The sequence below is a fragment of the Aminobacter sp. DSM 101952 genome, from assembly GCF_001424795.1.
In the GTDB taxonomy this organism is placed as follows: domain Bacteria; phylum Pseudomonadota; class Alphaproteobacteria; order Rhizobiales; family Rhizobiaceae; genus Aminobacter; species Aminobacter aganoensis.
Window position 1 is genome coordinate 594,819 of record NZ_LMCL01000001.1, and the last position, 22,307, is coordinate 617,125.

The window sequence follows — 22,307 nt, forward strand, 5'->3', positions numbered from 1 at the left end:
CATGCCCGGCGTCGATTTCCTCAGCTTGGGCTTCCCAATGGCTGCGAGTGGTTTAATGACAAGGACGCGCAAGATTCTTGCGCGAGAGCTGGAGCGAACATGCCGATCAAGGCCGATCTCGACGCCATCGACTGGAAGATCCTGCGCGAACTGCAGGACGACGGCCGCATGACCAATGTCGAACTGTCGCGTCGCGTCGGCATCTCGGCGCCGCCCTGCCTGCGCCGGGTCAAGCGGCTGGAGGACGAAGGCATCATCCAGCGCTACCGCGCCCTGCTCAACGCCCCGGCACTTGGCATGGACGTCGTCGCCTTCTGCCTCGTCGGCCTCAACCGCCAGTCCGAGGTCGACCTCAAGGCCTTCGCCGACCGCACCCGCAACTGGCCGATCGTGCGCAGCGCCTGGATGGTCTCGGGCGAATCCGACTTCATGCTGCACTGCCTCGCCCCCGACCTCGGCACCTTCCAGACCTTCGTCATCGAGGAGCTGACATCGTCGCCCAATGTCGACACCGTGCGCACGGCGCTGACGATCCGGCAGGTGAAGGATGAGGGACTGGTGGGGATCTAGGGGTGGGCCGCGAAAAGTGCCATGTAGGCACGCACGACCGCATCAGCTGAAAATTGCTGCTCAAGTGTGCGAAGCCCTGACGCGACCAGCTTTCTCGACATTTCAACATCATCCTGGACGCGGCCGATTTCCCTGGCAAACGCCTGGTGATCGCCGATGTCGACCATCAGTCCGTTGTCGCCGTCGCGCATGAACCAGGTCGGACCTTCCGACCGGGTTGAGACGACCGGAACATGCTGCGCCCAAGCTTCGAGGACCACATTGCCCAGGGGCTCGTGGCTGGACGCCATCGCGAAGCAATCACTGGCCGCGATGAAAGGCCTTGGATCTTTCTGCCAGCCGGCAAACCGAACACGGTCATCGACGCCGAGTTGTTCGGCCAGTGCACGCAGATTGCCTTCCTGTTCGCCATTCCCGATCAGCCACAGATAAGCCTTCGGCCGTTCGACGAGCGCTCGTATGAGGACATCGAAGCCTTTGCGCGGCACGAAACGTCCCATGGAGGAAATGACGAACGCGTCTTCCGGAGTATTCATGGCGCTGCGGCTGAAGGGCGCCACTCGCTCCATGTCGGTGAAATTGGAGATCACTTCGACACCGCGCTTCCAGCCCATGGCCCTGACATGGCTGGCAATTCCCGGCGTATTGCAGACTACGGTGTCGATATTGCGGAACTTCTTCAATGTGGTCGGATAGTCGCCGAGACGTACCAGTCGATGCGGCTTAGGGTTTCCGGGCACGAGTTTGGCTCCCTTGGGCATCCATCCAAGGACACTGTTCGGTTTCCAATGTCTGATGAGTGCATTGACACGCAAGGGTAGCAAGAAGCGATCCAACGATGCGGTCCGGAAATGGCTCTCGATCACCTCCACCGAACGGTGAATGTTGTTCTTCCAGGCGCGATCAGGGCGGATCACGATTTTCTGTTGCACACCATGCTCAGCAAGTCCGTTGAGCAGATGGACAAAGAAACGTTCGGCTCCGCCATCCTTGCCAAAATGGAAATGCATTACCTTCATGGCTGCTGCCCGGCACGGCCTGACTTCGCGCCACGGTCGACGTCATCGACAGATGGCCTGGTCCGAAGTGCGTTGCGCTGATAGATTTTTGCTTCCGTCAGGAAGGAATAGACTGCGCCCGTCATTGCCTCGATGAACCCGGTGAAGCCGCATCGCCAAAGGCCATTGCGCAGGTAGAGGCGCAGGAAAAACATCGGCGGATTGAAAATGAGCCTGAAGCGACGTGGACCCTGCCCGGCCGCGACCAATTGATCGGCCTTGAGCGTGGAGTAGTTGTTTTCCTTGAGAATTTGCTGGTCCATGATGATTGGGCGGAAGTGAAGCAGACTGCCGGAAGGTGCAGCCTTGACGTGGCCATCAGGCCGGATGCCCTCATGGACTCGCTGGGACAGGTCGTAACGGCCGCGCCCACGACGAATGAGCCTGAGATTGCGCCGTTCGTGAACATGTGCCGGCGTGTAACCATATCCGATCAGGTAGGGGCGCCGAGCGATGCGCCATCCAACAACCGAGTCGTCGGCCGCCAAGAGCGCAGGCAGCGCGGCCCGAAGCGCATCGTCAAATCGCTCGTCCGCATCGATGTTGAAACACCAATCCTCTCGGCACAAATCGAGCGCGAACTGCTTTTGCCCGGCATAGCCGCGCCACTTTTCCGAGAAAAGCCTGATCGGCCAGCCCCGATCGATGTAGGATTGGATCAATGCCAACGTTCCGTCGGTGGATCCGGAATCCACAATCACGATGTCGCGGCAACCGCGCAGACTATCGATGCAGTTTCCGAGATAATCTTCTTCGTTCAGGCAGATGATGAACGCAGAAAGGGGAAGAGTGCTTTCCACGATTTTCCTTTTACTAGGCATGGGCCGTGCATTGCAATATTTGCATTAAATGGAGGTTGACTGAAAGGCAACGGGCGGACCAGACCTGCACCGAGCATTCCCCCTTATCCAGGGAACGATCCACATCATTTGGCGTGGCCTAGCACGCCTGTCAAACGAGTTGAACCACACTTTGCGCACGCGATCGGCTGAGTAACCCTCATAGAGTCTTGCGCCACGCCTCGCGGCAGTACATGAGATACCTGCCCGCATATCCAGCTACCTGCGAAGAAGAGTCGCTTGACCTACACATATGTCCCACCGCTGCTTCCCAGCCTAGCGCGCTGGCAAAAGATCTATAGCCGAAAGAAGGGCTTAAGTTGCCTACGCGCACTCGAATACGAAAAGCTTGTCCAATTGAGACTTGAAGGTTCATTGCTTGACGTTGGGGGCGGAGGAAACTCGCTCTATCGCGACATACTTCCGCAGTCCGTGAAATATGACTCACTCAACATCGATCCGAAAATCGACCCGACTTACCTGGTCGGCCCAAACGGCGTTTTTCCGATCGACGACAACAGCTACGCAACTTGCCTCTGTCTCAACACGCTCGAACACATTTACGACGCCCGTTTCGTCGTCGACGAAATCTACCGTGTGCTTGCGCCCAGCGGAACTGTTCACATTACAGTGCCATTCATCTTCCGTATCCATGGACATCCCGATGACTACTTCAGGGGAACGCCCAGTTGGTGGCGGGAGACCCTGACCCGCGCTGGCTTTTCCAAGATCGAGCTGCAGCCTCTGGTTTGGGGGCGCTACACCAGCGCCGGCAGCATCAGCGGTTACAGAGGCCTTTTCAAGCGTGGCCGTTTCCATCTTTCACACTTCTTCGATCTGCTTTACTCGAAAATCACCTTCGCCAGGGGCGACGGGCGCTATTCGGGACGTCGGGGTGAACGTATTTGTAGCGTGGCCCTCGGCTATTTCATAAGCGCCCAAAAATAGCCTACGGATCACTGATATGCCCAACTATTTTCGCAGCTTGAAGCTTCATTGGCGTCGCCTGCTCAACGTGCAGGAGATCACACTCGACGGTGTAAGGATCTCGACCTCTCCGGAAGCGTTGCCTCGCTTCATCCGTTCGGCTCTCTTCAAGGAAACATACGAAAGCCACGAACGCCAATTGGTCCGCGGATTGCTCGCGCCAAATGATCGAGTCCTGGAGATTGGCACCGGGATCGGTTTCGTCTCACTTCTGTGCGCGCGCTTATGTGGCGCTCAGAACGTCGTGTCGTATGAGGCCAACCCGTTGTTGGAGCAAATAATCCGTAACAACTATGCTCTGAACGGCCTGACACCCAACCTGCGCATGCGAGCCATCACCACCGACGGCGAACCAATCGCCTTCTTCAGGAGCGACAACATCGTCTCATCGTCCACCAAGGAACGGGGTGGCCACGCCGAGAAAATGTCAGTGCAAAGTGATCGCCTCGATGACGTTCTGGCCGAGCATCGACCAGATATCGTCATCATGGACGTCGAGGGGGCGGAAATCGAATTGTTGTCGAATTCCACACTGTCGGGCGTCAAGCATATCGTGGTCGAGATCCACCCCCACATCACCGGTGAGGATAAGGTCACCGCCATGCTTCAGGCGCTTCGGAACAAGGGCTTCACGCTTAAGGTCGAAGCGCACAAGACGATCTTGCTCAGCGCCGGATAGGACGCGCGACGGAACTGCCTGGCCAACGGCATTGATGCCGACAGCGTTGTGAGCCGGCTGTCATACCTGCAAGGTGTTGCTAAGATCGCGAGTTGCTGGCTAGACAGACGGACATGAAAATCACTTCAAGCATCTTCCGCGCCAAGGTCTTGGCTTTGCTCAGTCGCGGTAGAATTCGTGTAGGGCACCGCGCCAAAGTAAGTCAAAGGGCCGTTCTCCGTCCTCGGAGTGGTTCAATTTCTATCGGTCGCGACACTACCATTTACCCGGGAGCGATGTTGTTGGGGCCGGGAGATATTTTGATCGGCAACAACTGCACCATTAACCCGTATTCTATCCTCTATGGGCATGGAGGTCTCAAGATCGGCAACTGGGTACGCATCGCAGCCCATACTGTCATTATCCCGTCGAACCATAACTTTTCGGACATCGATAGGCCCATCGGATCGCAGGGCGGCACGCAACGCGGAGTTACCATTGAGGACGATGTATGGATCGGTGCCAACGTCACCGTTCTGGATGGAGCCCATATTTCCACCGGTTGCGTCATCGCAGCGGGGGCGGTTGTACGGGGCAAGACCGAGCCATTCGGGGTCTACGGTGGCGTTCCAGCCAAGTTACTCAAGATGCGTGGAACTCCCGAGACGATCTAAGCCGGCCAGCCGGCGCTGACGTCGATTGCGTCGAGCGCCGCCTCGTCTTGGGCCGTCGCGATGGCTGTGGTGAGCACTTCCTCACGGGCAAAGCGGGTTTGTACATGGAAAACACGGCGTCACAGATAGCGATGATGGCAGCTGCTTCACGGGTCACCCACCCGTCAACACCCTTGAATTTGATAATTGTTGCAGGATGCCGAAGTGCGCCAGCATAGGCACCATCAATCAGCGTTTGATCGACCAAGTCTTGGGCTGAACCGACCATTCCGCGCCTGTCCAGTCGAAGTTCGCGTCCTACTTTAGGGGCACGTCAATCGTGCGATGGGATAAGTTGCCAAGATCTTGTCGGACACTCGCCGATTGCCTGCCAGTAGCCTCGGTCAGGTGGAAAGAAACCTCCCTCCATCACCGTAGCTCCTTCCAAGAATGCATTATTGTGGTCGAGCCTAGTGCCCGAGGAACCAAGTTGAACGCCCACAAGCGTGCAAGAATCAACTTGTTACTGCGCCCAGACCCGCCCATAGACGGCGGCGAGATTGTCTACCTCGCGCTCGAGCGGGAAATCTGCCCGAACATAGGCCAATGCGGCGTTTCCGGCCGCAGCTTGCCGTTCGGGATGATCCATAAAAGCGCTAGACGCAGCGATCATGACCCGCAGGTCATCCGCCGAAACGACCATACCGGCGTCCGGCGGAACCAGCTCCGAAAACGCGCCGACATCGGCCGCCACCACGGGTACCCCGCTGGCCATGGCTTCGAGCGGCGTCAGCCCGAAACCTTCCCAGCGTTGCGGCGCGACGAACAGTGACAGCGCGCGATACCAGCGCGGAATGTCCGTGTGCTCGCCAACGAAGAGGATTCTGTCGGCCAGGCCGGCCGCGGCGACCTTGGTGCGCAACTGCTCTTCGAATTCGACATGCTGCGCGGTCGCCCGGCCGGCGATGATCGCCGACCATTCCGGCCGCTCCGGCAGCACCGCGATCATCGCATCGACGAACAGATCGGTGCCCTTCTGGTGGCGGATGCGGCCGAAACAGCCGACATACTGGCGCGCCGGGTCCAGTCCGACGGCTTTCCTCGCGTCGGCCCTATTTTCCGGCGGGCAGAACCGGACGGTATCGATACCGTGCATCACCACCGTGTTGGGCACTTCGAGATAGGCCGCGGTCTTGCGGCTGGTGGCGATCACCGCGTCCATGCGCCGGATGAGGAATTTGCTCCATCCGGTATGGTGTCGTTGCGAGGCCGACGTGAACACCAGCTTCAGCGGCGCCCGGAAGACGTCACGCAGCACCAGTCCGGCCAGCATCTCGACGTTGCGCCGGGCGTGCCAGATGCGGGGCCGGCCGGAGGCCGGGCGCCGGAGCAGCGATGGAAGCTGCCACCAGCGCATCTTGGGCAGATTGTCGGGCAGGCCGGGCCCGAACACGGCGATGCCGAGGTCGCGCGCCTGGACCGGCACCAGTTGCACGATGGTGCTGGTGACGCCCGACAGGCGCTTCTTGAGATTGGGCGCGATCACCTCGATGCGCGCCATGTCGACCGCGCCGGAAATGTCGGCGCGGCTTTGTGCTTTTGTCATCGTTGTCTGGTCCGGTATGGCGGCGGCAGGCGCCGCCCACGCCTCAGATGAACTGTACCTGGACGATTTCGTAGCCGCGCGCGCCGCCCGGCGCGTTGACCTCGATGGCGTCGCCGACTTCCTTGCCGATCAGCGCGCGCGCGATCGGCGAGGAGATCGAGATGCGGCCGGACTTCACGTCGGCCTCCTGGTCGCCGACGATCTGGTAGGTCTTCTTTTCCTCGGTATCGTCGTCGACGAGCACGACGGTGGCACCGAACTTGATCTTGTCGCCGTTCAGCTTGGTGACGTCGATCACCTCGGCGCGCGCGATCAGGTCCTCGAGTTCGTTGACCCGGCCCTCGTTGAGGCTCTGCGATTCCTTGGCGGCGTGGTATTCGGCATTTTCCGAAAGGTCGCCATGCGAGCGCGCCTCGGCGATGGCCTCGATGATGCGCGGGCGTTCTTCCTGCTGGCGCCAGCGCAGCTCTTCCTTCAGCGCGACGAATCCACCCGCCGTCATCGGAACCTTGTTCATAGTCGACCTCTCCTGGCCTTTGCCGCGCGGCTTGCCTGTTGCTGCCGCGAGGCACAAAAAAAGAAAACGGTCCGGCAGCCTCGGCTAACGGGACCGTCTCACCTCTATCTCCGTCGAATATAGCAATCCTGCCGCAGAATTCACGTCAAAAAATTCGTTTACCACCATAGACCTGTTGGTGCAGACAACCTGAGCGTTCGCCGCTTCACCCGCTTGTGATTGAACCTGCACAGCTTTGATGCTCTGCTGCCGTTGCCGCGCCAACCTTTCCACCTATGTCCGATAGATGAGCAACCACACGCCGCTACTTGCACTCATGTTCGCCCTGGTTGGTTCGCCGGCCCTCGCCGAGACGCAAACCTTCAACACCCAGGACCTCACGCTCCGCGCCGACGTCATCGCCGACGGCCTCGACCACCCCTGGGGACTGGACTTCCTGCCGGGCAACGAAGCCATCGTCACCGAACGCTCCGGCAACATCCGCATCTTCTCGCAAGACGGCCTGTCGGATCCGGTCAAGGGCGTGCCGAAGGTGGCGGCCCACGGCCAGGGCGGCCTGCTGGACATCGCCGTCGCCCGCGACTTCGAACGTTCCGGCACCGTCTACTTCAGCTTCTCCGAGCCCGGCCGCGGCGGCGCGGGCACGGCACTTGCGCGGGCAAGGCTGGTCCGCGAAGGCAAGGCCGCGCGGCTCGAGGATGTCCAGGTCATCTTCTCGATGAGCCGCAAGACCGGTGCCGGGCAGCATTTCGGCTCGCGGATCGTCGTCAACGACGACGGCACGCTGTTCGTGACGACAGGCGACCGCGGCGATGGCGACCGCGCCCAGGACATGCACGATCATGCCGGCGCCGTCATCCGCATCAATGCCGACGGCTCGATCCCCGCCGACAACCCCTCGCCGGACGGAAAGGCGATGGCGCCGGAACTCTGGTCCAAGGGCCACCGCAACCTGCAAGGCGCGACCTACGACCCGGTCCTCGGCGCCCTGATCACCGTCGAGCATGGCGCCCAGGGCGGCGACGAGTTGAACCGGCCCCAGGCCGGCAAGAACTATGGCTGGCCGGTGATCACCTATGGCCGCGACTATTCCGGCGAAAAGATCGGCGTCGGCACGTCGGCCAAGGGCTACGAGCAGCCGCTGTATTACTGGGATCCGTCGATCGCGCCTTCCGGCCTCGCCAGCTACCAGGGCGACATGTTTCCGGAATGGAAAGGCGACCTGCTCGTCGGATCGCTGAAATTCGAGCTGCTGAGCCGCCTCGACCGCGACGCCAAGGGCAACGTCCTCGACGAGGAGCGCATGCTCGACGGCGCACTGGGCCGGATCCGGGACGTCAACGTCGCCCCCGACGGCTCTGTCTGGTTGCTCACCGACGAGAACAATGGCGCCATCGTCAGGCTGTCGCGCGGCGACTAAGGGACAACGGCAATAAGGCAGCGGGGTTGGGGCAGTTGCCCTGCCCCGCTGCCTTACAGCGCCGGCTACCCCCGCAGATAGGCGTCGATCCGCTGTTCCAGCATGCCGTATTCCGGGCAACTCGTGCCGCAGCGTTTGCCGATCTCCGACAATTGCACGCGGGCAGCCGCGACATCGCCGAGCATCAGCTGCGCCTCGCCCATATATTCCCGCACCAGCGTATAGTCGGGATTGTTGCGCAGCGCTTCCTGGTAATAGCCGAGGCCGACGAGCACGCGCCCGGCCTTGCGGTGCGAATAGCCGAGATAATTGAGGATGCGCGGGTCGGTCTTGTCGGCGGCGAGCGTCAGCACCTTGATCGCCTCGTCATACTTGCCGTCCATGGCCAGCGCCCGGCCCGCCGAATAGAGGCTGTCGTCGTCGATCATGCCCGCCTTGGGCGGCTCGCATTTCTTGGTCTTCTTGTTGTAGACCATGCCGTTGTTGCACTTCACCTCGTCGCCGCTGCTGCTCCCGCCGCTGTCGGCGGAGAACACAGGCGCCGCCAGCAAGGGCAGCGACACGACAACGCCAGCAAGCACTTTCGCAATTCGGGTCTGCATCGCTACCTCCTAAAATGCGCCCATCGCGAGATTAACGCATCCGGGGCCGGATTTCATCCGGGGACGGCGTGAATGCCGAGCCCAACCGGCGGCGCTCCGGGCCTAGCCCTTGAGATATGTCTCGATCTGCTCGGCCAGCAGGCCATATTCGCGACAGCCGGTGCCGCAGCGCTCGGCGATTTCCGACAGCTGCAGCCGCGCACCGGCGACGTCGCCGAGCGTCAGATGCGCCTCGCCCATGTATTCGCGCACCGGCATGTAGTCGGGATCGTTGAGGATCGCCTCCTGGTAATAGCCGAGGCCGACGAGGATGCGCCCGGCCTTGCGGTGGGAATAGCCGAGATAATTGAGGATGCGGGCGTCGGTCTTGTCGCTGGCCAGCGCCAGCACCTTGATCGCATCGTCATAGCGGCCGTCCATGGCCAGCGCCCGGCCCGCCAGGTACAGGCTGTCGTCATCGATCATGCCGGCCTTGGGCGCTTCGCATTTCTTGGTCTTCTTGTTGTAGACCAGACCGGTGCGGCACTTGACCTGGTCGCCACCGTTGCCGCCGCCACCGCCCATGCCGCCGCCGGAACTGCCGCCTCCGCCGCCATCGGCAGAAAGCACGGGTACGGCAAGCAGCGGCAGCGACACCAACGCGCCTGCCAGAAGTCTCAGATATCGGACCTGCATGGCTACCTCCACCGATGCGTCCCCGACGAGGTCAACGCGTCGATGGCGGTGTTTCGTCCTGCCTCAGCCGCGGAAAATCAGCGCCGCCCCGCCGGCGATCAGCGCGAAGCCCATGGCGTGGTTCCAGGTGATGCCTTCCTTGAGATAGAACACCGAGAAGATGACGAAGACCGAGAGCGTGATCACCTCCTGCATCGTCTTGAGCTCCGCCGCAGAATAGACCTGGTGGCCGATGCGGTTGGCCGGCACCGCCAGCCAGTATTCGAAGAAGGCGATCAGCCAGCTGAAAATGACAGCCGCGTAAAGCGGAGCCGCCTTGTACTTCAGGTGCCCATACCAAGCGAACGTCATGAACACGTTGGACGCGATCAGCATCAGCACAGGAAAGATCTTCGGCGAAAGCAGCAAAGCCATGGGGGATACCGCGTGGAGGAGGAAGGAGGCCGGCTATTTCTGCCTCGCCGTGCGCCGTGTCAACCGCGGCAACCACCCCGCGAACATCGAGGCAGTGACGTTGCCGCCAAATGCGCTATCATCAGGTGGGGGGAAGGCAACCAGGAGCACGCTCGTGCAGCAGCGGCGCGAAAAAGAGTGGGACCTGACCATCGGCCCGGACACCGTGCGGGTGTTCATCCTCAAGGCCAAGGCAATCAGCGCCGGCGTCAACGAGGATTATGAGGACGGCGCCGAGCACGAGATCGAATATGACGGCGGCACCCACGACAATCACCATCACGCCGGACTGGCCGAGGAAGAGGAAGAAAACCTCACCGAAAAGGAGCTGCGCCAGCTGATCAGCGACCTCAATGTCGACGAGGCCGCCGAACTCGTCGCCCTCGCCTGGATCGGCCGCGGCGACTACGACGCTTCGGAGTGGCAGGACGCCGTCGCCGAGGCACGCCAGCGCAGCAATCGCCGCACCGCCAAGTACCTTCTCGGCATGCCGATGCTGGGCGATTGGCTCGAAGAAGGCCTCGAGGCGCTGGGCGCGTGAGAAGCCGCGCCTCCCTGCATTGATGACAGTCCCGTCACCGAATTTGATGGCCTTGCCGTCGCCGCCTCGGCAACCAGCGGCCGGCCGGTGACGTTGAGCGCCGATGCACACATGCAAGCGCCGCCTGCCTTCCCTGATCCTGATCTTGCCGCTGGCGACTTTCGCCGCGATGCCGCACGGCCTTGCCGAGAGCGCCAGGCCCGTCCTGCCCGTCCGGGCTCCGGTGCCGCAAGCGGCGCCGGCGCCGCCCCTGCCCCAACCATCGCCGGCCAACACAACCCGGACGCTCGAGCAGGCGGCGATCCCGACACCTCGGCCGCAGCCCGATGCCAGCCAGCAGCCCGAGCGCCCGATGTTCGGCCCGCCGATGCTGGAGCCACGGTCGCAAGCCGCGCCTGTGCCGGCCGCCGTTCCCGTTCCACCGACGCGCCCCGACCGTGCGGCAGCCAATCCACCGGCGGGCGAGATGTTCGGCCCGCCGGCGCCGAAGATGCTGCCCGACAAGCGATCGAATGCCGAACGGCCTGCGACCATGCCCGCGGACGAGACGGCTTGCCGCGTCCGCCTCAAACAGCTGGGCGCCGAATTCGAGGAGGCGGCACCGCAAAGCAATGCCGACGGTTGCGCACTGCCGTTTCCGCTCAAGCTGAAGCGGCTTTCCGCCGCGGTCGACATCGCGCCCGACGCGCTCATCAACTGTGCCGCGGCAGAAGCCTCGGCACGGTTTACCGCAAACGTCATTGCACCGGCAGCAAAGGCCGAGTTCGGCGAGGAACTGGCAACGGTCGACCAGGCCTCGGCCTATGTCTGCCGCCCGCGCAACGGCACGCGCAAGCTGTCGGAGCATGCCTTCGGCAATGCGCTCGACATCGCCCGCTTCACCCTGAGCAAGGGCACGGCCATCGACGTCGAACCGGCCCCGCCGGCGCAGAATGCGAGGTTCCTGTCCCGGATCCGCGAGGCCGCCTGCGGCCCGTTCAAGACCGTGCTCGGCCCGGGCAGCGACGCCGACCACGCGCTGCATTTCCACTTCGACCTCGCGCCCCGGCGCAATGGCGGCACCTTCTGCCAATAGGCGCGCGCCGCAATTCCGCCGCAGCCGTGAATGGCGGCGCTGATCTTTCCTTTACCCTTGCGGTCTAGGCTCACTCCCTCAAGGGGACAGGAGCCTTCGCATGGCCGCAGATTCGCGCGCCGCCAGCCCAGCCGAACCATCGCGCCGCGCCTCGCGCCAGCGCGCCCTGCTGCTTGCCACGACGCTGACGATCGTCGGCCTGGGGGTCAGTTCCTGCACCTCGGGCGACGTCTTCGCGCTACAGCCGGCCGTCGACGTCGGTTCGCAGACCGCCTCGCTGGCCCCTGTCGAGCCAATCCCCCAGGACAATGCCGCGCCCGCAGCCGACATGACCTATGACATGTCCGATCCGGCGATGGCATCGGCCGATCCGGCGATCGAACCGACGCTGGACGCACAAGCCGAGAACCTGGGCCAGATCGAGCCCCGGCAGCCGCAGCCTGTCCGCACCGCTTCGCTGGCCCCGGCTCAGGGGCGCGGCATGCAGACGCTGGTACCCTCCAACCCCTACATGGTCGCCTATCCCAAGCTCGACGATCCTTCGAACGAGCCGCAGACGGCGCCGATGCGGCCGGCGGTGATGCCGGCCGACGAGGTCGATTGCCGCGCCGACCTGAAGAAGCTCGACGTGCAGTATCGCGACCTGCCGCCCATCGGCGGCGGCGCAGCGTGCGGCATCGACTATCCGGTCAAGGTCTCGGCCATCGGCTCGGTGCAGATGAAGCCCGCCGCCACCGTCACCTGCGCCATGGCCGCCAGCTTCGCCGCCTGGACCAAGCGCGACCTGGTGCCGGCCGCGCGCTTGCGCTACTTCTCCGGCGTCAAGACGATCCACCAGGGTTCGAGCTATTCCTGCCGCAAGATCGCCGGCTCGCGCACCCTGTCGGAGCACGGCAAGGGCAACGCGCTCGACATCATGCGCATCGAGCTCAACAACGGCCGCGACATCGACGTCGAAAAGCCCGGCCTGTTTGCCTTCCGCACACGCGGCTTCCTCAACACCATCCGCGCTGACGGCTGCAGCTATTTCAACACGGTGCTCGGCCCCGGCTACAATTACGACCACCGCAACCACTTCCATTTCGACATCAAGCAGCGCCGCAACGGCTATCGCGCCTGCCGCTGACGCGCCCTGCCGAACCCGGCGCGGGTTTGCCTGCGGCCCTGAATGGGGATAAAAATCCTGCTTTACCCATCTGGGGCGGCGGATCCGATGGCTAGGGGGAAACTGCACAGACAGGCAACCCTGTGGTTTGCGGCCTTGTGCGCGAGCTATATCGCGCTCGCCTATTTCGCCGCGCCCGAATTCTGGTCGTTCCGCATCCTGCACGATGGCCTCAAGCCCCCGGCCTTGATCACCACCACGCCGCAAGGCATCCTCGGCGATCCCATCAATGTCGGCCTTGTCGGCACCGAGGCCGACCTGCTCGGAGCCTTCACTGCGGCAGGCTGGAACCGCGCCGATGGCCTGTCGCTCAAGTCCTCGCTCGAAATCGGCGAAAGCGTGCTGCTCGACCGGTCCTATCGCGACGCCCCCGTGTCGACGCTGCTGCTCGACGGCCGCCCGCAGGACATTGCCTTCGAAAAGCCGGTCGGCAACAGCCCCGACACGCGCCACCACATTCGCCTCTGGCTGACATTCGCGCTCGGGCCCGACGGCCGACCGACCTGGTATGGCGCCGCGAGCTTCGACCGTGGTGTCGGCGTCAGCCACGACACAGGAGAGATCACCCACCACATCGCGCCTGACATCGACGCAGAGCGCGACCAGGTGATCCGCGACCTCACCGCGGCCGGGCGCGTCTTGTCGGTCGAGACGGTTCCCGGCATCGGCCTCACCAAGACAGGCCGCAACGGGGGCGGCGATCCCTACTTTACCGACGGCAAGGTCATGGTTGCGGTACTTGCGCCGCGCAAATAGGCAGGCAAGCCTCCCGTCGGGGAAGAGTATTTTTGCAGCCGTCTTTTCGAAGGGGCGGAAGCAATGCTATGCAGCAATCATTATGCTTTACGCTGAAATCGGTATCGTGGTCGTCCTCATCTGTGTGAACGGCCTCCTGGCAATGTCCGAACTTGCCATCGTCTCCTCCCGCCCCGCCCGTCTCAAGGCGATGATCGACCGCAACATCAAGGGTGCTGGTCGCGCGCTTGAGCTCGGCGCCAACCCCGGCAGGTTCCTGTCTTCGGTGCAGATCGGCATCACGCTTGTCGGCGTGCTTTCCGGCGCCTTCTCCGGCGCCACGCTGGGCCAGCGGCTGAGCGGGCTCCTTGCGGAATACGGCGTGCGCGCCGGTGCCGCCGATGCTCTCGGCGTCGGCATCGTCGTCGCCGCCATCACCTATGGCTCGCTGATCATCGGCGAGCTGGTGCCCAAGCAGATCGCGCTTCGCGACCCCGAAGGCGTCGCCGTCCGGGTTGCGCCCGCAATGGCGCTGCTGGCCAAGATCGCCGCCCCGCTGGTGTGGCTGCTCGACATCTCCGGCCGCGGCGTCCTCTGGCTGCTCGGCCAGCGCGGCGAAAGCGAGGAAAAGGTCACAGACGAGGAGATCAAGATGCTCGTCGCCGAGGCCGAGCACCACGGCACCATCGAATCCGACGAACGCCGCATGATTGCAGGCGTCATGCGCCTGGGCGACCGCGCCGTGCGCGCCGTCATGACCCCGCGCACCGAGGTCGACTGGATCAACCTGCAGGCCGACGAAGCGGCCACCCGCAAGCTCCTGATGGAAACCCAGCATTCGCGCCTTCCAGCCGGCGAAGGCTCTGTCGATGCCATGGTCGGCGTCGTCCAGACCCGCGAGATGCTTGCCTCGCTCCTGGCCGGCCGTGCATTCGACCCGCGCAAGCATGTGCGCACCGCTCCCATCGCCCACGACCAGGCCGACGCGCTCGACGTGCTTGCCACGCTCAAGCAGTCGGAAGTGCCGATGGCGCTGGTCCACGACGAATACGGCCATTTCGAAGGCATCGTCTCGCCGGCCGATATCCTCGAGGCGATCACCGGCGTGTTCCGCTCCGATCTCGACGAGGACGACGTCGACAACGCCGTCCAGCGCGAGGACGGCTCGTGGCTGCTGGCCGGCTACATGCAGGCCGACGAGATGGCCGACCAGCTTGGCATCGACCTGCCCGAGAACCGCGACTACGAAACCGTCGCCGGCTACGTGCTGTCGCACATGCACCATCTGCCCACCACCGGCGAATGCGTCGACGCCCAGGGCTGGCGCTTCGAGGTCGTCGACCTCGACGGCCGCCGCATCGACAAGGTCCTGGCGTCCCGCCTGTCCGGCAACGGCAAGTCGGCGCACTGACCCGGCAATAAAAAGGGCGGCTCAAGGCCGCCCTTTTTTACCTGGGATGAATTTCTCTCAGCCGCCGATCAGGCGGCCTTGGCCTCTTCGGCCAGAACGTCAGCTTCGCGAGCGGCCTTCAGCGCCTTCGCCCACCAGGTGATCTCTTCGATCAGCCCGTTGGCGGCCTGGTTGAGATGCTCGATGTCCGCGAGCTTCTTCTCGCCCTGGCGCACGGCCAGGAAATCGCCCCAGACGATGTGGACGGCAGTCTTGGTCGGCGCCATCTGCAGTTCGACCGCATGCATGCGCAGCTGCTCGACGGCGCGTGCACCACCAACGCCGCCATAACCGACGAAGCCGGCAGGCTTCTTGTTCCACTCCTTGGCGGCGTAATCCATGGCATTCTTCAGCACTGCCGTCGGGCCGTGGTTGTATTCGGCGGCGGTGAAGATGAAGCCGTCGAACTCGGCCACCTTCTTCTGCCAGCGCTGGGCCACTTCGCTCTGCGAGGGCACCCAGGCCGAGGACGCGACCTCATCGAAGAAGGGCAGCGGGAAATCCCTGAGGTCGACGATTTCGACCTCGATATCCGCGTGGGATTTTGCAATCTTGGCGATCCACTCCACCGGCGTGTCGGCGAAGCGGGCAGCGCGCGTCGAGCCGACGACGAGGGCGATCTTGGGTTTGGACATGGCAGGAACCTTTCGGGCGTGGGTATCAATGCGATACTGGTAACTGATGGATACCGACGCTATATAGGTGACTGGAAAACGCCCGCACAAGGAGGCACTTTTTTGATACCGAGGCACCCGCACCGCACCGAGGATTGTCGCGCCGTCAGCGATATCCTGCAGCGTGTCGGCGACAAATGGACAGTGCTCGTCGTCGGCAAGCTCGGCGAAGGCGCCATGCGCTTCAACGAGCTGCGCCATGCCGTTGGCGGCATCTCGCAGAAGATGCTGACCACCACGCTGCGCGGGCTCGAGCGCGACGGCTTCGTCACCCGCACCGTCTTCCCGACCATCCCGCCGCGCGTCGACTACGAGCTCACCGACCTTGGTCGGGAGCTTTTGGTTCCGGTGTTTGCGCTTGGCGAATGGGCGCGACTCAACCAGGGCCGCGTGGCCGAGGCGCGGATGAAGTTCGACGCGATGGCCGGGTAAGCGACGGCGAGCCACCACCCCTACTCCGCCGGCACCGCCTTCGGCTTGCCTTCGCCGTCGAGCGCCACCATGACGAAATCGGCGTCCGTCACCTTCTCCATCAGGTCGGAGAGATAGCGCTGCGCCCAGGCTTCGACCTTGAGCGTCATCGAGGTGCGACCGACGCGCTCGACATGGGTGTAGATGCACAGCGTGTCGCCGATCTTCATCGGCTTGGCGAAGGCCATTTCCTTGACCGCCGCCGTCACCACGCGGCCCCGGGCGCGCTCGGCGGCGCGGATGCCGCAGGCAAGATCCATCTGCGCCATGACCCAGCCGCCGAAGATGTCGCCGGCGGCGTTCGCGTCGGCCGGCATCGCCAGCGTCCTCAGCGTGAGTTCGCCCGTCGGCTGGCCATCGGCATACTGCACCATCGTCATTTCCCTGTACCGTTCTCTTCCCCACCCGTAACTTCGCAGCGGCAGCCGCGTCAACGCCGCATCTGTTGCATCGGCCGGTCGTATTTTTCACAGGCCATGCCGTAACCGACGCCGAAGCCTTTCGCCGAGGCGATAGTCTGGCCGGATCGTGGTATTTCGACAGGCCGCCGCCCGCATGCAGACGTTCGACTTCATTGTTGTCGGTTCAGGTTCCGCCGGTTCGGTGGTGGCCGAGCGGCTGTCGGCGAGCGGGCGTCATTCGGTGCTGGTGATCGAGGCCGGCGGCACGGACCGCCGCTTCTTCGTCCAGATGCCGCTCGGCTACGGCAAGACCTTCTTCGACCCTGCCGTGAACTGGAACTATGCCGCCGAGCCCGACCCCGGCCTTGCCGGCAACAAGGATCACTGGCCGCGCGGCAAGATTCTCGGCGGCTCCAGCTCGATCAATGCCATGGTGTGGATCCGGGGCGCGCGCGAGGATTTCGACGCCTGGCGCGACGCCGGCAATCCCGGCTGGGGTTTCGACGACCTGTTGCCCGCCTTCAAGGCGATCGAGGACAACCAGGCAGGCAGCACCAAGCTGCGCGGCCGGGGCGGGCCGATCCACGTCACCGACAACAGGAACAACGTCCATCCGCTGACCCACCGCTTCCTGGCTGCGGCGCAAGCGGCCGGGCTGTCGTTGAATCAGGACTTCAACGGCGAGGCCCAAGAGGGCGTCGGCGTTTATCAAATCACCACAAAGGGCGGCCGGCGCATGTCGGCGGCACGCGCCTTCCTGCGCCCGGCGATGAAGCGCGCCAATGTCCGGGTCGAGACCAACGCGCTGGTGACCAAGGTGCTGTTCGACGGCAAGCGCGCCGTCGGCGTCGAGTATCGGCAGGACGGCGCGAAAAAGACGGCCCGCGCCGGCCGCGAGGTGATCCTCTCCGGCGGTTCGGTCAACACGCCGCAACTGCTGCAGCTCTCGGGCATCGGCCCGGCAGGGCTGCTCGGCGAGCTCGGCATGCCGGTGCTGCACGCCAACGAACATGTCGGCCGCAACCTGCAGGACCACCAGGGCATCAACTACACCTGGAAGGCCAAGGTGCCGACGCTGAACCAGCTGCTGCGGCCCTGGTGGGGCAAGGCGCTCGCCGGCATGCAATACCTGGCGTTGCGCACCGGCCCGCTGTCGATGAGCATGAACCAGGGCGGCGGCTTCTTCCGCTCCGATCCGGCACGCGCACGCCCCAACATGCAGCTCTATTTCCAGGTTTTTTCCACCGTGCTGCCGAAGGCCGGCGAGCGCCCGATCCTGTCGCCCGATCCCTTCCCCGGCTTTTCCATCGGCCTGTCCAACTGCCGCCCGTCGAGCCGTGGCGAGATCATGATCCGCTCCGCCGATCCGACCGTTCACCCGCGCATCACCGTCAACGCCTATTCGACGGAGAGCGATGTCGCCGAGATGCTCGACGCAGTGAAATTCCTGCGCAAGATCGCCGCGCAGACGCCCATCGCAGACATCATCGCGGAAGAGGTTTTGCCAGGTCCGTCAATCACTTCCGACGCCGACTTGATTCACGATTTCCGCAAGCGCTCGGGCACCGTCTACCATCCCGTCTCGACCTGCCGGATGGGCCCGGACCCGTCGACCTCGGTGGTCGACCCGCGCCTGCGCGTCCACGGGGTCGAAGGTTTGCGCGTCATCGACGCCTCGATCTTCCCCGACAACATCACCGGCAACACCAACGCCGCCGCCATCATGACCGGCTGGAAAGGCGCGGGGCTGGTGCTGGAGGATGCGGGGTGAAGAGTTTCCGACGTTGGCGCTGCCCCTCACCCTTACCCTCTCCCCGTGAAGGACGGGGAGAGGGAGGCGTCAACGGCGCCGCTTGTCCCTTCTCCCCGTCCTTACGGGGAGAAGGTGCCGGCAGGCGGATGAGGGGCGGCGCACCGTCAACTAGGTTACGGGAGGAATCCGCATGAAGATCACCGACGTAAGGACATTCGTGGTCAACAACCCGCCGCCCGGCATCGGCGGCAAGTATTTCATCTTCGTCAAGCTCACCACCGACGGCGGCGTGGTCGGTTATGGCGAGGCCTACAACGCCACCTTCTCGGCCGATGTCACGGCGAAGATGATCGAGGACATGGCCGAGCGCTATCTTCTGGGACAGGACCCGCACGACATCGAAAACCTGTTCCGCCGCTGCTATTCCTCCGGCTTCACCCAGCGCCCCGACGTCTCGGCCATGGGCTGCTTCTCGGCGCTGGAGATGGCCTGCTGGGACATCATCGGCAAGGAGGCCGGCAAGCCGGTCTACAAGCTGCTCGGCGGCCAGGTACACGAGACTTTGCGCTCCTACACCTACCTCTACCCACACACGGGCAGCGTCCACACCGAGGATGTCGCCCCGAAGAACGTCTACAACGATCCCGACATGGCGGCCGAATGCGCCGCCCTTTATATCGACCAGGGTTTTAGCGCGGTGAAGCTCGACCCGGCCGGTCCGTGGACCGCCTATGACGGCCACCAACCGCGCCTGATCGACATCGACCTGTCGGTGCGCATGATGAAGGCCATCCGCGAGGCTGTCGGCACCCGCGCCGACATCCTTTTCGGCACCCATGGCCAGTTCACTGCCTCGGGAGCGCTGCGCATGGCGCGTGCCATCGAGCCCTATGACCCCTTGTGGTTCGAGGAACCGGTGCCGCCCGACATGCCCGAGGTGATGGCTCAGGTCGCGCGCGGCACCTCGATCCCGATCGCCACCGGCGAGCGGCTGACGACGAAATTCGAGTTCGCCCGTGTCATCGAAAACCGCGCCGCGACCATCCTGCAGCCCGACCTCGGCCGCTCCGGCGGCATCCTCGAAACCAAGAAGATCGCCGCCATGGCCGAGGCCTACCACATCCAGGTGGCGCCACACTGCTATTGCGGCCCGATCGTCGGCGCCGCCAACATCCAGCTCGCCGTCACCCTGCCCAATTTCCTGATCCTCGAATCGCTCAAGCAGTGGGACGGCTTCCACGCCAGGCTGCTGAAAAAGAAGATCGAGTGGCAGGACGGTCACGTCATCCCGTCGAAGGAGCCCGGCCTCGGCGTCGAACTCGACGAGGCGGTGTGCGAAGCCAACCCCTATGATGGCCCGCACCTGCACCTGCAGATGGTGCAAACGCCGCTGATGCCATGACAAAACCCCTCGCCTACGCCTTCGTCGGCCTCGGCCGCCTCGGCGCCAACCTCGCCGCATGCCTGCTGCGCGGCGGCTTCGAGGTGGTCGTCCATGACCGCAACCCCGAGGCGGTCGAGTGTCTCGTCGCACTGGGTGCGACCGCAGCATCAAGCCCATCCGATGCCGCCGCCCGCGCCGGCAACGCCATCACCTGCCTGCCCTCGCCCAAGGTCAGTGAGGCGGTGCTGATTGGTCCGGAGGGCCTGCTCGCCGGCTTGCCCAAGGGCGGCAGCTGGATCGAGATGTCGACCAACGGCCGCGACGAGATCCTGCGCCTTGCCGACCTGGCCGCCGAGGCTGGCATCTACACGCTGGAATGCCCCGTCACCGGCGGCGTGCACCTTGCCGCCGAAGGCAGGATTACGGCGCTCGTCGGCGGCGATCCTGCGCTTTACCAGCGCCACCGCGCGGCGATCGAGGCGATGTGCGCCAGATCGTTCCTGATGGGGCCGATCGGCTCGGCGGCGGTGATCAAGGTCATCACCAACATGCTCGCCTTCATCCACCTCGTCGCCGCCGGTGAGGCGCTGATGCTGGCAAAGATGGGCGGGCTCGACCTCGCCCAGGCCTACCACGCCATCGTTGCCTCCTCGGGCAACAGCTTCGTCCACGAGACCGAGAGCCAGCTGGTGCTCAACGGCTCCTACGACATCGGCTTCACCATGGACCTGGCGCTGAAGGACCTCGGCTTTGCGCTGGCCATGGCGCGCGACGGCGGCGTGCCGCTCGACCTCGCCGAGCGCGTCAACGCGATCTTCGAACGCGGCAAGGCGGCCTATGGCGGCGATGCCTGGTCGACGATGATCGTCAAGTTGCTGGAGGACGCGACGGGTACAGACCTGCGCGCGCCGGGATTTCCAGCGAAGCTTTGAATGGCAGCGACGTCACCCTCCCCCTTGTGGGGAGGGTCGGCGCGAAGCGACGGGGTGGGGTCGGCAAGCTCCGCGTTTTACGAGTACCCCCACCCGGCCCTGCGGGCCACCCTCCCCACAAGGGGGAGGGTAAGGGCCCTCATCGCCTGCCCTATCCCCAGCCTTTGACTCCCGGCTTCAGCCTGAGTAGCCCTGAGTTCCATCTGAAGGAATCTCCGATGCGGCCGAGCCTGAGGGCAAAAATTCTCGACGTCTGCGCGCGCAAGATCGCCGCCAAGGGCCCAGATGTCGGACTGTCCTTCTATGCGTTTTTTGCCAACAGGAACGACGATCCGGAGCTTCTGATGGAAGCCGCCGAATGGTGGATCCGCACCCACAAGCTCGACCACTTCGAAAAAGCGACGAAGATCGAGGCACTGGTCCGGGCGATGGACGCCTAGCAATCTGCCTTACGAATTTGCCCCTCACCCTTACCCTCTCCCCGTAAAAGACGGGGAGAGGGAGACGTCGGCATTGCGCCCTTCATTGCTCGTTGGCTCGGCAGCGCGCACGACCCAGGGAGGGCGCAGCGCCGCGGCAGTGTTCCCTTCTCCTCGTCATGACGCGGAGAAGGTGCCGGCAGGCGGATGAGGGGCAGCGCTAAGAAATCAGGCACATAGCCCAATTTCCCGATTCTTTTCCCGAACCCTTTGAATCAGCACCTGACCTTCAACGCCTTGGGCACCATCTCGTAGGTCGCCGGAATATGCCCCGGCGATTCCCCGTCGATGTCGACCAGCGCGGCATTGGCGAGCGGATCGCCCAGCGGCTCGACCACGACCTTGCGCCCGCGCAGGATGGTGATGGCGGGATGGTTGCGATGGCGCCCGCCATAAAGCAGGCGCAGGTCGAGCATCAGCTTGAGCTTGCTCGCGGCACGCAGGATGACAATGTCGAACAACCCGTCGTCGGGTTCGGCATCGGGCGCGATCATCATGCCGCCGCCGAAGAACCGTTCGTTGGCCACCGCGACCAGCGCCACCTTGGCTTCGACCGGCGCGTCGCCGTCGACCGTGATGCGGACGTCCTGGAAACGATAGCGCACGAATTCGGTCACCGTGCGCCAGAAGAACAGCGCCTTGGCCGAGCCCCGCCCCTTGCGCCGGTCGGCGTTGACTGCGCGAACCGTGGCCCCCGACATGCCCAGGCTGGCGATATTGACGAAGTGGCGGCTCGCCAGCCGGCCGTGATCCTCGATGAACGAGATGCGGCCGGCGTCGATCAGCCGGTCCGTGCCGCTGGCGATGCGCTCGACCGCCGCAGCGACATCGACCGGAATGCCCATGCCACGGGCAAAGTCGAGGCCGGTGCCACATGGCAGGACGCCGAGCACCGCCGTGCTGCCGGTTTCGGCCTGCATCTGCAGCAGCCCGTCGGCCACCTCGCTGATCGTGCCGTCGCCGCCGGCGGCAACGACGATCTCGCATCCCAGCGCCACCAAGTCACGGGCCAGCACCGCCCCGTCGCCAGGCTCTTCGGTCTCACGGATGTCGAGGTCGGAAAAGCGCGCCGACAGCGTCGCCACGACCTCCGTCCAATGCGCGTCCAGCCGGCCACCGCCAGCCACCGGATTCCTGACCACGCCGATCTTCACGAAACGCACCCTCCCGGCGGCACTCGCGCCGCCGCCTCCCCGCTTATTGTTCGCC

Annotated in this window: 25 protein-coding genes; 15 read left to right on the forward strand and 10 right to left on the reverse strand. The window is 63.9% G+C overall.

Going from position 1 to position 22,307, the window contains the following annotated elements; translation table 11 throughout:
- Positions 1–99 precede the first annotated feature (99 nt).
- The gene (locus ASC75_RS02830) at positions 100–570 is read left to right on the forward strand and encodes an Lrp/AsnC family transcriptional regulator (protein WP_055970335.1); all 471 of its coding nucleotides are present in this window, start codon (positions 100–102) and stop codon (positions 568–570) included.
- Here ASC75_RS02830 and ASC75_RS02835 read toward each other — a convergent pair.
- Together ASC75_RS02835 and ASC75_RS02840 are read right to left on the reverse strand one after the other, a co-directional pair.
- Positions 567–1,589 carry a glycosyltransferase gene (locus ASC75_RS02835; protein ID WP_055970336.1) on the reverse strand — a complete coding sequence of 341 codons (1,023 nt, stop codon included), beginning with the start codon at positions 1,587–1,589 and terminating at the stop codon, positions 567–569. The two genes, ASC75_RS02830 and ASC75_RS02835, sit on opposite strands and share 4 nt — an antisense overlap.
- A complete protein-coding gene (locus ASC75_RS02840) occupies positions 1,586–2,428 on the reverse strand; it encodes a glycosyltransferase family 2 protein (protein WP_200943432.1) in 843 nt (280 codons plus the stop codon). The genes ASC75_RS02835 and ASC75_RS02840 overlap by 4 nt, the downstream gene beginning before the upstream one ends.
- Positions 2,429–2,707: 279 nt before the next feature.
- Between ASC75_RS02840 and ASC75_RS02845 the strand changes: the two genes are divergently transcribed.
- The 3 genes from ASC75_RS02845 (at position 2,708) to ASC75_RS02855 (ending at position 4,786) form a co-directional block, all read left to right on the forward strand.
- Positions 2,708–3,415: a methyltransferase domain-containing protein gene (locus ASC75_RS02845; RefSeq protein WP_162244885.1), complete on the forward strand. Its 708-nt coding sequence runs from the start codon at positions 2,708–2,710 to the stop codon at positions 3,413–3,415.
- 16 nt (positions 3,416–3,431) lie between these two features.
- Positions 3,432–4,133, forward strand: coding sequence for an FkbM family methyltransferase (locus ASC75_RS02850; RefSeq protein ID WP_055970342.1), 702 nt, complete (start codon positions 3,432–3,434; stop codon positions 4,131–4,133).
- A gap of 113 nt (positions 4,134–4,246) precedes the next feature.
- A complete protein-coding gene (locus ASC75_RS02855) occupies positions 4,247–4,786 on the forward strand; it encodes an acyltransferase (RefSeq protein WP_244487735.1) in 540 nt (179 codons plus the stop codon).
- A 502-nt stretch (positions 4,787–5,288) separates the two neighbouring features.
- Here ASC75_RS02855 and ASC75_RS02860 read toward each other — a convergent pair.
- On the reverse strand, positions 5,289–6,371 hold the full coding sequence (locus ASC75_RS02860) for a glycosyltransferase family 4 protein (protein WP_055970346.1): 1,083 nt from the start codon (positions 6,369–6,371) through the stop codon (positions 5,289–5,291).
- A 43-nt stretch (positions 6,372–6,414) separates the two neighbouring features.
- Positions 6,415–6,888, reverse strand: coding sequence for a transcription elongation factor GreA (gene greA / locus ASC75_RS02865; protein WP_055970348.1), 474 nt, complete (start codon positions 6,886–6,888; stop codon positions 6,415–6,417).
- A gap of 286 nt (positions 6,889–7,174) precedes the next feature.
- Between greA and ASC75_RS02870 the strand changes: the two genes are divergently transcribed.
- Positions 7,175–8,308, forward strand: coding sequence for a PQQ-dependent sugar dehydrogenase (locus tag ASC75_RS02870; RefSeq protein ID WP_055970350.1), 1,134 nt, complete (start codon positions 7,175–7,177; stop codon positions 8,306–8,308).
- Between the two features lie 65 nt (positions 8,309–8,373).
- Here ASC75_RS02870 and ASC75_RS02875 read toward each other — a convergent pair whose 3' ends face one another.
- The 3 genes from ASC75_RS02875 to ASC75_RS02885 form a co-directional block, all read right to left on the reverse strand.
- Entirely contained in the window at positions 8,374–8,910 is a 537-nt protein-coding gene (locus tag ASC75_RS02875) for a tetratricopeptide repeat protein (RefSeq protein WP_055970351.1), read from the reverse strand.
- 102 nt (positions 8,911–9,012) lie between these two features.
- A complete protein-coding gene (locus ASC75_RS02880; protein WP_055970353.1) occupies positions 9,013–9,585 on the reverse strand; it encodes a tetratricopeptide repeat protein in 573 nt (190 codons plus the stop codon).
- Positions 9,586–9,648: 63 nt separating this feature from the next.
- On the reverse strand, positions 9,649–9,999 hold the full coding sequence (locus tag ASC75_RS02885; protein WP_055970355.1) for a DMT family protein: 351 nt from the start codon (positions 9,997–9,999) through the stop codon (positions 9,649–9,651).
- Positions 10,000–10,153: 154 nt separating this feature from the next.
- Between ASC75_RS02885 and ASC75_RS02890 the strand changes: the two genes are divergently transcribed.
- The 5 genes from ASC75_RS02890 to ASC75_RS02910 all read left to right on the forward strand — a co-directional run bounded on the left by ASC75_RS02890 (position 10,154) and on the right by ASC75_RS02910 (position 14,965).
- On the forward strand, positions 10,154–10,579 hold the full coding sequence (locus ASC75_RS02890; RefSeq protein ID WP_055970357.1) for a DUF3775 domain-containing protein: 426 nt from the start codon (positions 10,154–10,156) through the stop codon (positions 10,577–10,579).
- A 103-nt stretch (positions 10,580–10,682) separates the two neighbouring features.
- Entirely contained in the window at positions 10,683–11,654 is a 972-nt protein-coding gene (locus ASC75_RS02895; protein ID WP_055970359.1) for an extensin family protein, read from the forward strand.
- 100 nt (positions 11,655–11,754) lie between these two features.
- On the forward strand, positions 11,755–12,780 hold the full coding sequence (locus ASC75_RS02900; protein WP_055970362.1) for an extensin family protein: 1,026 nt from the start codon (positions 11,755–11,757) through the stop codon (positions 12,778–12,780).
- 87 nt (positions 12,781–12,867) lie between these two features.
- Positions 12,868–13,575, forward strand: coding sequence for an LssY C-terminal domain-containing protein (locus tag ASC75_RS02905; RefSeq protein ID WP_055970364.1), 708 nt, complete (start codon positions 12,868–12,870; stop codon positions 13,573–13,575).
- Between the two features lie 82 nt (positions 13,576–13,657).
- Entirely contained in the window at positions 13,658–14,965 is a 1,308-nt protein-coding gene (locus ASC75_RS02910; protein WP_055970366.1) for a hemolysin family protein, read from the forward strand.
- 68 nt (positions 14,966–15,033) lie between these two features.
- Here the strand turns inward: ASC75_RS02910 and ASC75_RS02915 are convergent, their stop codons facing one another.
- Entirely contained in the window at positions 15,034–15,639 is a 606-nt protein-coding gene (locus tag ASC75_RS02915; RefSeq protein WP_055970369.1) for an NAD(P)H-dependent oxidoreductase, read from the reverse strand.
- A gap of 102 nt (positions 15,640–15,741) precedes the next feature.
- Between ASC75_RS02915 and ASC75_RS02920 the strand changes: the two genes are divergently transcribed.
- A complete protein-coding gene (locus tag ASC75_RS02920; protein ID WP_055970370.1) occupies positions 15,742–16,110 on the forward strand; it encodes a helix-turn-helix domain-containing protein in 369 nt (122 codons plus the stop codon).
- Positions 16,111–16,130: 20 nt separating this feature from the next.
- Here the strand turns inward: ASC75_RS02920 and ASC75_RS02925 are convergent, their stop codons facing one another.
- Positions 16,131–16,523 (reverse strand): acyl-CoA thioesterase, encoded by a 393-nt coding sequence (locus tag ASC75_RS02925; protein WP_055970372.1) that lies wholly within the window; start codon positions 16,521–16,523, stop codon positions 16,131–16,133.
- A gap of 181 nt (positions 16,524–16,704) precedes the next feature.
- Between ASC75_RS02925 and ASC75_RS02930 the strand changes: the two genes are divergently transcribed.
- The 4 genes from ASC75_RS02930 to ASC75_RS02945 all read left to right on the forward strand — a co-directional run bounded on the left by ASC75_RS02930 (position 16,705) and on the right by ASC75_RS02945 (position 21,059).
- A complete protein-coding gene (locus tag ASC75_RS02930) occupies positions 16,705–18,321 on the forward strand; it encodes a GMC family oxidoreductase N-terminal domain-containing protein (RefSeq protein ID WP_055970374.1) in 1,617 nt (538 codons plus the stop codon).
- Positions 18,322–18,493: 172 nt separating this feature from the next.
- Complete coding sequence (locus tag ASC75_RS02935; protein ID WP_055970376.1) at positions 18,494–19,705, forward strand: mandelate racemase/muconate lactonizing enzyme family protein; 1,212 nt, start codon at positions 18,494–18,496, stop codon at positions 19,703–19,705.
- Complete coding sequence (locus ASC75_RS02940) at positions 19,702–20,619, forward strand: NAD(P)-dependent oxidoreductase (protein ID WP_055970378.1); 918 nt, start codon at positions 19,702–19,704, stop codon at positions 20,617–20,619. The genes ASC75_RS02935 and ASC75_RS02940 overlap by 4 nt, the downstream gene beginning before the upstream one ends.
- A gap of 218 nt (positions 20,620–20,837) precedes the next feature.
- The gene (locus ASC75_RS02945; protein WP_055970381.1) at positions 20,838–21,059 is read left to right on the forward strand and encodes a DUF6500 family protein; all 222 of its coding nucleotides are present in this window, start codon (positions 20,838–20,840) and stop codon (positions 21,057–21,059) included.
- 254 nt (positions 21,060–21,313) lie between these two features.
- On the opposite strand, the gene ASC75_RS02950 is transcribed toward ASC75_RS02945, so the two are convergent.
- Positions 21,314–22,252 (reverse strand): diacylglycerol kinase family protein, encoded by a 939-nt coding sequence (locus tag ASC75_RS02950; RefSeq protein ID WP_055970383.1) that lies wholly within the window; start codon positions 22,250–22,252, stop codon positions 21,314–21,316.
- Positions 22,253–22,307 lie beyond the last annotated feature (55 nt).